Consider the following 9,837-nt stretch of genomic DNA (forward strand, 5'->3'; position numbering starts at 1 on the left):
TTGATATACATCCAGAAGCAAACTAGGCAATAGAGAGAAAATTCTAAGTAGTAGGCCTATAGGGTCAATCAACTTGAAGAATTTTCTATCAGTACGATGTATGATGATAACAGCTTTAAACAAGGGGGAAAGAATGTCCATTTTATCCATTAAAAGTATTTCAAAGTTTTACGCCTTGGACGGTAAACATCAAGAGCAGGCTTTAAAGAATATAAACCTGCAGATTGAAAAAGGTAAAATTACAGCGATTTACGGGCCGTCAGGCTGTGGCAAAACCAGTTTACTAAACATCATCAGTGGTCTGGATAGACAATACGAAGGAGTTTTAGAATTTAAAGGAGAATCCCTCCGTGACTTATCAGAGATTGAACTAACTCAATTTCGTAAAAACAACATTGGATTTGTGTTTCAAAACTTTAACCTCATTCCTCATCAGTCTGTCTTGGACAATGTCAAGCTACCTCTCTATGTCAAAGATTTATCTGACAGGGAGATGACAATGATTGCAAAGGAGCAATTAAGTAGCTTAGGGATGGAACCTTTTATGGCTAAAAATGTTAAACAGCTTTCTGGCGGGCAAAAGCAACGCGTAGCAATCGCGCGTGCCTTGGTAAATCAGCCTGATATGATTGTAGCAGATGAGCCAACGGGTTCGCTTGATTCTCAATCTCAAGAAATGGTATTGGAAGTATTTAAAAATTTAGCCCAAACAGGAAAAACAGTATTGATTGTAACCCATAATCCAGAAGTTGCTGAATATGCAGATGTGATTATCAAAATGAAGGATGGTGAAGTCGTTGAAGAAGTCAAAAAATAAAGGATTATCATTGAAAAATAAATTCAAACTTTCTTTAAATAACTTTATGGAAAGAAAGTGGCGTAACTTATTGATTGCGCTAGCAACCTCAATCGGTTTTGTAGGAGTCTTAATTTCTTTCGGCTTGGGAAATGCTTTGATTTCGATGATTGATGAAAATACGAATGGAGGTCAAATTCCTTCTCAAGTTCAGATTGCTTTAAACACAAAAAATGTTGGACGAGGCTTTTTGAACCAAGACGATAAGAACTATATCACGGATACAGTTGGGAAAGAAGCTATTAAATATTTGGAGAGTCCTTTTGGGATGACCATGTCAAATATTACTATAGATGGGCAAGAAATGGATCTGAGTCAAACGATGCCTTCTTATGCTCAAGTAGTGAGTCTCTATGAGGATACAAGTATTTCTGTTAGTAGTAATGAAAAGGACAAAGTGGTAGCTGGATCCCTCTATACTGATACAAATGAACAGGGCTTAACGATTCCAATCAGCTTACTAAAAAATTGGAATGAACAGACAGGAAACAATCTGACAGCTAATGATGTTATTGGCAAATCAGTCTCAGCAAGCATTGTAGAAAATGCTGCTGAAGCTAGTAAGACTGCTCAATTTCAAACGAAGATTGTACGTGTAATCAATGATGAAGATGACATGGAGGACAGCAACAGTTTCATGCCGTCTCATCAAATGGAAACGATTTTGAAAGAGGCTGGATTTACAAAAGCTGTATCTTATTTTATCTTGGAACTTAAAGATCCATCACAAACAAAAGCGATAACAGAAGAATTGCAGAAAAACAAGAAGTATACTGTTCTTTCTCAACAGAAGGTTCTTGATATTGTGATTACTTTTATTCGTGTCATTCAGGGATTGTTGATTGTACTTTCATCACAGGCTATTGTGGTAGCAGCGGTCATGATTGGTATTATCATTTACATCAATATTATGCAACGTTCTAAGGAAATAGGTGTCATGAAGGCAGTTGGTTATCAAAATCGTGATGTCAAAGGGATTTTTATTTACGAGGCTATCTGGATTGTAGGGATCGCCTTGCTGCTGGCATTTTTGGTTGCACAAGGGGTGGGAAGTTTGGCGAATGCGATTGTAAATCACTTTTACCCATCCATCACGAAGGTTTTTGAATTAAATCCTCTATCTATTTTAGGAACTCTAGCTTTCGCTCTTTTGCTTGGTTATGTATCAGCTTACTTCCCAGCGCGTAAAATTAGTAAAATGGATCCTGTAGAATCGTTACGCTATGAATAGTCAAGTGTGTTACTAGGTTATCGTCTCCCAAAAAGAAACAAACATAGAAAAACAATGCCCGTACTTGCAATTAAACTTAAATAGTTATATAATAGGTTTGTTGAAAGGTGATTTGTAGTGATTCAAGTTACTCTTTTCACAATAAAAATTTCATGATTTTCATAAGGAGGAAATCACTAATGGTAGTTAAAGTTGGTATTAACGGTTTCGGACGTATCGGTCGTCTTGCTTTCCGTCGTATCCAAAACGTAGAAGGTGTTGAAGTTACTCGTATCAACGACCTTACAGATCCAGTTATGCTTGCACACTTGTTGAAATACGACACAACTCAAGGTCGTTTCGACGGTACTGTTGAAGTTAGAGAAGGTGGATTCGAAGTTAACGGTAAATTCATCAAAGTTTCTGCTGAACGTGATCCAGAACAAATCGACTGGGCTAACGACGGTGTAGAAATCGTTCTTGAAGCTACTGGTTTCTTTGCTAAGAAAGCAGCTGCTGAAAAACACTTGCACGCTGGTGGAGCTAAAAAAGTTGTTATCACTGCTCCTGGTGGAAACGACGTTAAAACAGTTGTATTCAACACTAACCACGACGTTCTTGACGGTACTGAAACAGTTATCTCAGGTGCTTCATGTACTACAAACTGCTTGGCTCCAATGGCTAAAGCTCTTCAAGACAACTTTGGTGTTGTTGAAGGATTGATGACTACTATCCACGCTTACACTGGTGACCAAATGATCCTTGACGGACCACACCGTGGTGGTGACCTTCGCCGTGCTCGCGCTGGTGCTGCAAACATCGTTCCTAACTCAACTGGTGCTGCAAAAGCTATCGGTCTTGTAATCCCAGAATTGAACGGTAAACTTGACGGATCTGCACAACGCGTTCCAACTCCAACTGGATCAGTTACTGAATTGGTAGCAGTTCTTGAAAAGAACGTTACTGTTGATGAAGTAAACGCAGCTATGAAAGCAGCTTCAAACGAATCATACGGTTACACAGAAGATCCAATCGTATCTTCAGATATCGTAGGTATGTCTTACGGTTCATTGTTTGACGCAACTCAAACTAAAGTTCTTGACGTTGACGGTAAACAATTGGTTAAAGTTGTATCATGGTACGACAACGAAATGTCATACACCGCACAACTTGTTCGTACTCTTGAATACTTCGCAAAAATCGCTAAATAATTCTTGAGTCGATAAAAAGCAAGGCCTCTGGTCTTGCTTTTCTTATGTGGAAAAAATGGATGACACAATCATCCATTCTTTTTTAATTCTGTTTCAAAAGTATTCGAGAGGGCAGTGAAGTTTAATTTTTCTAATGTAAGTGGATGGGTAAAGGAAAGTCGGAAGGCATGAAGCATAAGCCGACTTGTCTTTGATTTACTATTATAGAGAGGGTCGCCCAAGATAGGAAAGTTTTGATGAGAAAGGTGGACACGGATTTGATGGGTTCGCCCTGTCTTTAATTTGCAACGGACAAGGGTAGTCTGATTTGGAAATTTCTTTAATCTGCTTACATGCGTTTCAGCAGTTTGCCCATTTTTTCTATCAACTATTCGTTTTCTGCAATCATGGCGATCACGCCCGATTTTGTCTTTGAAAACAAGTTCTTTGCTGTTGATATGTCCGTCGACCTGTGCCCAGTATTCCCGAGAGATCTCTTTTTTCTCTAGTAAGCGATTGAGAATGGGGAGGATAAAAGGATTTTTGGCAAAGAGGACTAAACCACTGGTTTCCATGTCTAGACGGTGAACGACATAACAGGTCTGGCCAACATAGGCACTGACATGGTTAAGAAGAGCAATTTCGTTTGGTTGATTACCATGCGTTTTCATCCCCTCGGGTTTGTTTACAATAATCAAGTGTTGATCTTGATAAACTTCCTGAACTAAGTCTGGGTTGCCCCAAGGGATTGCCTTTTTAGGATAATCTTCCTCGTCAAAAGTCAACTGGCAAACATCTCCAGGATTTACCATCTCGTTCCAGTGAACTTCTTCTTGGTTTATCAAAATATGTTTCTTGATTCTCAAAAAATGACGGATTTTTCTAGGGATGAGGAGTTGCTCCTCTAGTAATTGCTTCACCGTCATTTGAGGCAAAGAAGCGGGTAATGTAAATGTGAATTTCATACAGATATTGTAACAAAAAAAGCCCTATTTGGATAGGAAATAGCTAAATTCTTGTCTTCCTATGATGAAGATGATAAAATAAACGCATGAAATTAGATAAATTATTCGAGAAATTTCTTTCTCTTTTTAAAAAAGAAACAAGCGAACTAGAGGATTCTGATTCGACTAGCTTGCGTCGCTCTCGTAGTGATAGAAAAAAATTAGCTCAAGTGGGTCCGATTAGAAAATTTTGGCGTCGCTATCATCTAACGAAAATCGTTGTTATACTAGGTTTGAGTGCAGGCTTGCTAGTCGGAACCTATTTGTTTGCTGTAGCCAAGTCAACAAATGTCAATGATTTGCAAAATGCCTTGAAAACTCGGACTCTCATTTTTGACCGTGAAGAAAAAGAGGCAGGTGCCTTGTCTGGTCAAAAGGGAACCTACGTTGAACTGACTGACATCAGTAAAAACTTGCAGAATGCTGTTATTGCGACAGAAGACCGTTCTTTCTATAAAAATGACGGGATTAACTATGGCCGCTTCTTCTTGGCTATTGCCACAGCTGGTCGTTCAGGTGGTGGTTCTACTATTACCCAACAGCTGGCTAAAAATGCCTATTTGTCACAGGATCAAACTGTCGAGAGAAAAGCAAAAGAATTTTTCCTTGCCTTAGAATTAACAAAAAAATATAGTAAGGATCAAATTCTAACCATGTACCTAAACAACGCTTATTTTGGAAATGGTGTGTGGGGTGTAGAAGATGCGAGCAAGAAATACTTTGGAGTTTCTGCATCAGAAGTAAGTCTGGATCAAGCTGCGACTTTAGCAGGGATGCTAAAGGGGCCGGAATTGTATAATCCTTTAAATTCTGTAGAGGATTCTACCAATCGTCGCGATACTGTTTTGCAAAATATGGTTGCAGCGGGTTATATTGATAAAAATCAAGAAACCGAAGCTGCTGAAGTTGATATGACTTCGCAATTGCACGATAAGTATGAAGGAAAAATTTCAGATTACCGCTATCCTTCTTACTTTGATGCGGTGGTTAACGAAGCCGTTTCCAAGTATAATCTAACTGAGGAAGAAATCGTAAATAATGGCTACCGCATTTACACAGAGCTGGACCAAAACTACCAAGCCAATATGCAGGTTGTTTATGAAAATACATCGCTATTCCCGAGGGCAGAGGATGGAACATTTGCTCAATCAGGAAGTGTAGCTCTCGAACCGAAAACAGGGGGAGTTCGTGGTGTTGTCGGTCAAGTTGCAGACAATGATAAAACTGGATTCCGTAATTTCAACTATGCAACCCAATCAAAACGTAGCCCTGGCTCTACAATTAAGCCTTTAGTTGTCTATACGCCAGCAGTTGAGGCAGGTTGGGCTTTGAACAAGCAGTTGGATAACCATACCATGCAGTATGACAGCTATAAGGTTGATAACTATGCAGGAATCAAAACGAGTCGAGAAGTTCCTATGTATCAAGCCTTGGCAGAATCACTTAATCTACCTGCTGTTGCTACTGTTAATGATTTGGGTGTTGATAAGGCTTTTGAGTCAGGAGAAAAATTTGGACTCAACATGGAAAAAGTCGACCGTGTTCTTGGTGTCGCCTTGGGAAGTGGTGTCGAAACTAATCCTCTGCAAATGGCTAAAGCATATGCTGCTTTTGCAAATGAAGGCCTAATGCCGGAAGCTCATTTTATTAGTAGAATTGAAAATGCTAGCGGACAGGTTATTGCAAGCCATAAAAATTCACAAAAACGAGTGATTGATAAAGCTGTAGCTGACAAGATGACTAGTATGATGTTGGGGACATTCACAAACGGAACAGGTATTAGTTCATCGCCTGCAGACTATGTTATGGCGGGGAAAACGGGGACAACTGAAGCAGTTTTCAATCCTGAATATACAAGTGACCAGTGGGTAATTGGTTATACTCCGGATGTAGTGATTAGTCACTGGCTTGGTTTTCCGACCACTGATGAAAATCACTATCTAGCAGGTTCCACCTCAAACGGTGCAGCCCATGTCTTTAGAAATATTGCAAATACCATTTTACCTTATACACCAGGAAGTACCTTTACAGTTGAAAATGCTTATAAGCAAAATGGAATTGCACCAGCTAACACAAAAAGACAAGTACAAACCAATGATAATAGCCAGACAGATGATAGTTTGTCTGATATTCGAGGTCGTGCACAAAGCCTAGTAGATGAGGCTAGTCGGGCTATCTCGGATGCGAAGATTAAGGAAAAAGCTCAAACAATCTGGGATTCGGTAGTCAATCTATTTCGCTAAGATGCTTGTCAAAGCCTAGCTTTCTTGTTATAATAGATAAGATGGAGGCGTTATGGCACTAAAAAAAGCAAGCCTAGCTTGTGCGGTTTGTGGTTCTAGAAACTATTCAATTAAGATCAGCGGAACCCCCAAGCCTACACGACTAGAAGTAAATAAATTTTGTAAGCATTGTGGTAAGTACACTACACACAGAGAAACGAGATAGGAGAGAGCGATGCGTTTTATTGGAGATATTTTTAGACTTCTTAAAGACACAACATGGCCAACTCGCAAGGAAAGCTGGAGAGATTTTCGATCTATTATGGAATACACTGCTTTCTTTGTTGTGATTATTTATATTTTTGACCAGTTGATTGTTTCAGGTTTGATTCGATTTATTAACATTTTTTAGAAGAGTAGTGAAAGTACACTAAAAATCTTCTATTTATGAAAGGAAATATCATGGATAGTTTTGATAAAGGGTGGTTTGTTTTACAAACTTATTCTGGTTATGAAAATAAGGTAAAAGAAAATCTATTACAACGTGCACAAACCTACAATATGTTGGACAATATTCTACGCGTTGAAATTCCAACACAAACAGTGCAAGTTGAAAAAAATGGAAAGAGAAAAGAAATAGAAGAAAATCGCTTTCCAGGTTATGTTCTTGTAGAAATGGTCATGACGGATGAAGCTTGGTTTGTTGTTCGAAACACACCAAATGTTACAGGATTTGTCGGATCACACGGGAACAGATCAAAACCAACTCCATTATTGGAACAAGAGATTCGTGACATTTTGGTGTCTATGGGACAAACTGTTCAAGAATTTGATTTCGATGTTGAGGTTGGTCAAACCGTACGTATTATTGATGGTGCTTTTGCAGACTACACTGGTAAGATTACAGAAATTGATAATAACAAAGTGAAAATGATTATCTCTATGTTTGGTAATGACACAGTTGCAGAAGTAAACCTAAACCAAATTGCAGAATTGTAACCCAAAGAGAGGCAAGACCTCTCTTTTTTGTGCAGTTGAGGCAGTAAAGGAAACAGAATAGATGAAATGAACCCAATTAGCTTCTTGATTTGATAGACTGTAAACAGAAAGGGGAAGATTATGCTCAAAGAATTGTATGAAGAAGTCCAGGGAATTGTGTATAAGTGTAGAAAGGAATATTACCTTCATTTGTGGGAGTTATCGGACTGGGAGCAAGAGGGAATGATATGTCTACATGAATTGATTAGTAAAGAAGAAGGATTAATAGAAGATATTCCGCGCTTACGCAAATATTTCAAAACTAAATTCCGAAATCGAATTCTAGACTATCTCCGTAAACAAGAAAGTCAGAAGCGTAGATATGATAAAGAACCCTATGAAGAAGTGGGCGAGATTAGTCATCGTATAAGCGAGGGAGGTCTCTGGCTAGACGATTATTATCTCTTTCATGAAACGCTAAGAGATTATAGAAACAAACAAACTAAAGAGCACCAAGAAGAGTTAGATCGCGTTTTAAGAGAAGAACGATTCCGAGGACGTCAAAGAGTATTAAGAGACTTGCGTATTGTGTTTAAAGAGTTTGATATCTGTAGCCATTAGGAAGCTATGCAAAAAAATGAAAAAAATAGAAAAAGGTATTGACAAGTCTGAAAAAGGCTGTATAATAGTAAGAGTTGAAAATACAGCTCAGGTCCGTTGGTCAAGGGGTTAAGACACCGCCTTTTCACGGCGGTAACACGGGTTCGAATCCCGTACGGACTATGGTATGTTGCGGTTGGAACACTTGATGAAAAAAAGATTAAAAAAGTTTCAAAAAAGTGTTGACAAGTTAAAGTGTCTGTGATATACTAATATAGTTGTCGCTTGAGAGAAGTAAGCGACAAAGACCTTTGAAAACTGAACAAGACGAACCAATGTGCAGGGCACTATAACTAAGGTTATAGTACTGAACAATGAAAAAACAATAAATCTGTCAGTGACAGAAATGAGTGAGAACTCAAACTTTTAATGAGAGTTTGATCCTGGCTCAGGACGAACGCTGGCGGCGTGCCTAATACATGCAAGTAGAACGCTGAAGGAGGAGCTTGCTTCTCTGGATGAGTTGCGAACGGGTGAGTAACGCGTAGGTAACCTGCCTGGTAGCGGGGGATAACTATTGGAAACGATAGCTAATACCGCATAATAGTAGATGTTGCATGACATTTGCTTAAAAGGTGCAATTGCATCACTACCAGATGGACCTGCGTTGTATTAGCTAGTTGGTGGGGTAACGGCTCACCAAGGCGACGATACATAGCCGACCTGAGAGGGTGATCGGCCACACTGGGACTGAGACACGGCCCAGACTCCTACGGGAGGCAGCAGTAGGGAATCTTCGGCAATGGACGGAAGTCTGACCGAGCAACGCCGCGTGAGTGAAGAAGGTTTTCGGATCGTAAAGCTCTGTTGTAAGAGAAGAACGAGTGTGAGAGTGGAAAGTTCACACTGTGACGGTATCTTACCAGAAAGGGACGGCTAACTACGTGCCAGCAGCCGCGGTAATACGTAGGTCCCGAGCGTTGTCCGGATTTATTGGGCGTAAAGCGAGCGCAGGCGGTTAGATAAGTCTGAAGTTAAAGGCTGTGGCTTAACCATAGTACGCTTTGGAAACTGTTTAACTTGAGTGCAAGAGGGGAGAGTGGAATTCCATGTGTAGCGGTGAAATGCGTAGATATATGGAGGAACACCGGTGGCGAAAGCGGCTCTCTGGCTTGTAACTGACGCTGAGGCTCGAAAGCGTGGGGAGCAAACAGGATTAGATACCCTGGTAGTCCACGCCGTAAACGATGAGTGCTAGGTGTTAGACCCTTTCCGGGGTTTAGTGCCGTAGCTAACGCATTAAGCACTCCGCCTGGGGAGTACGACCGCAAGGTTGAAACTCAAAGGAATTGACGGGGGCCCGCACAAGCGGTGGAGCATGTGGTTTAATTCGAAGCAACGCGAAGAACCTTACCAGGTCTTGACATCCCTCTGACCGCTCTAGAGATAGAGCTTTCCTTCGGGACAGAGGTGACAGGTGGTGCATGGTTGTCGTCAGCTCGTGTCGTGAGATGTTGGGTTAAGTCCCGCAACGAGCGCAACCCCTATTGTTAGTTGCCATCATTCAGTTGGGCACTCTAGCGAGACTGCCGGTAATAAACCGGAGGAAGGTGGGGATGACGTCAAATCATCATGCCCCTTATGACCTGGGCTACACACGTGCTACAATGGCTGGTACAACCGAGTCGCAAGCCGGTGACGGCAAGCTAATCTCTTAAAGCCAGTCTCAGTTCGGATTGTAGGCTGCAACTCGCCTACATGAAGTCGGAATCGCTAG

General features: G+C 40.5%; 9 protein-coding genes, 1 tRNA gene and 1 rRNA gene. 10 read left to right on the top strand and 1 reads right to left on the bottom strand.

Annotated features, from left to right (window positions below; all coding sequences use genetic code 11):
- Positions 1-133 precede the first annotated feature (133 nt).
- The 3 genes from SK642_RS00985 (at position 134) to gap (ending at position 3,277) form a co-directional block, all read left to right on the top strand.
- Positions 134-817: an ABC transporter ATP-binding protein gene (locus SK642_RS00985; protein WP_033682995.1), complete on the top strand. Its 684-nt coding sequence runs from the start codon at positions 134-136 to the stop codon at positions 815-817.
- Positions 786-2,087 carry an ABC transporter permease gene (locus SK642_RS00990; RefSeq protein WP_200872269.1) on the top strand — a complete coding sequence of 434 codons (1,302 nt, stop codon included), beginning with the start codon at positions 786-788 and terminating at the stop codon, positions 2,085-2,087. Before SK642_RS00985 ends, SK642_RS00990 begins: the two co-directional genes overlap by 32 nt.
- A gap of 179 nt (positions 2,088-2,266) precedes the next feature.
- On the top strand, positions 2,267-3,277 hold the full coding sequence (gene gap / locus SK642_RS00995) for a type I glyceraldehyde-3-phosphate dehydrogenase (RefSeq protein WP_000260687.1): 1,011 nt from the start codon (positions 2,267-2,269) through the stop codon (positions 3,275-3,277).
- Positions 3,278-3,345: 68 nt separating this feature from the next.
- Here gap and SK642_RS01000 read toward each other — a convergent pair whose 3' ends face one another.
- On the bottom strand, positions 3,346-4,221 hold the full coding sequence (locus SK642_RS01000; RefSeq protein WP_080708888.1) for an RluA family pseudouridine synthase: 876 nt from the start codon (positions 4,219-4,221) through the stop codon (positions 3,346-3,348).
- 86 nt (positions 4,222-4,307) lie between these two features.
- Here SK642_RS01000 and pbp2a point away from each other — a divergent pair, with 86 nt between their 5' ends.
- The 7 genes from pbp2a to SK642_RS01035 form a co-directional block, all read left to right on the top strand.
- On the top strand, positions 4,308-6,503 hold the full coding sequence (gene pbp2a / locus SK642_RS01005) for a penicillin-binding protein PBP2A (RefSeq protein WP_033682997.1): 2,196 nt from the start codon (positions 4,308-4,310) through the stop codon (positions 6,501-6,503).
- Positions 6,504-6,555: 52 nt separating this feature from the next.
- Positions 6,556-6,708, top strand: coding sequence for a 50S ribosomal protein L33 (gene rpmG, locus SK642_RS01010; RefSeq protein ID WP_014017356.1), 153 nt, complete (start codon positions 6,556-6,558; stop codon positions 6,706-6,708).
- 9 nt (positions 6,709-6,717) lie between these two features.
- The gene (gene secE, locus SK642_RS01015) at positions 6,718-6,894 is read left to right on the top strand and encodes a preprotein translocase subunit SecE (protein WP_001210991.1); all 177 of its coding nucleotides are present in this window, start codon (positions 6,718-6,720) and stop codon (positions 6,892-6,894) included.
- Positions 6,895-6,944: 50 nt separating this feature from the next.
- Positions 6,945-7,481, top strand: coding sequence for a transcription termination/antitermination protein NusG (nusG, locus tag SK642_RS01020; RefSeq protein WP_020901172.1), 537 nt, complete (start codon positions 6,945-6,947; stop codon positions 7,479-7,481).
- A 120-nt stretch (positions 7,482-7,601) separates the two neighbouring features.
- Complete coding sequence (locus tag SK642_RS01025; RefSeq protein WP_033682998.1) at positions 7,602-8,081, top strand: sigma-70 family RNA polymerase sigma factor; 480 nt, start codon at positions 7,602-7,604, stop codon at positions 8,079-8,081.
- 90 nt (positions 8,082-8,171) lie between these two features.
- Positions 8,172-8,243, top strand: a tRNA-Glu gene (locus SK642_RS01030).
- Between the two features lie 242 nt (positions 8,244-8,485).
- Positions 8,486-9,837: ribosomal RNA gene (locus SK642_RS01035) — 16S ribosomal RNA — on the top strand; the annotation flags it as partial.

The sequence above is a fragment of the Streptococcus mitis genome (genome assembly GCF_000722705.1).
In the GTDB taxonomy this organism is placed as follows: Bacteria; Bacillota; Bacilli; order Lactobacillales; family Streptococcaceae; genus Streptococcus; species Streptococcus mitis_P.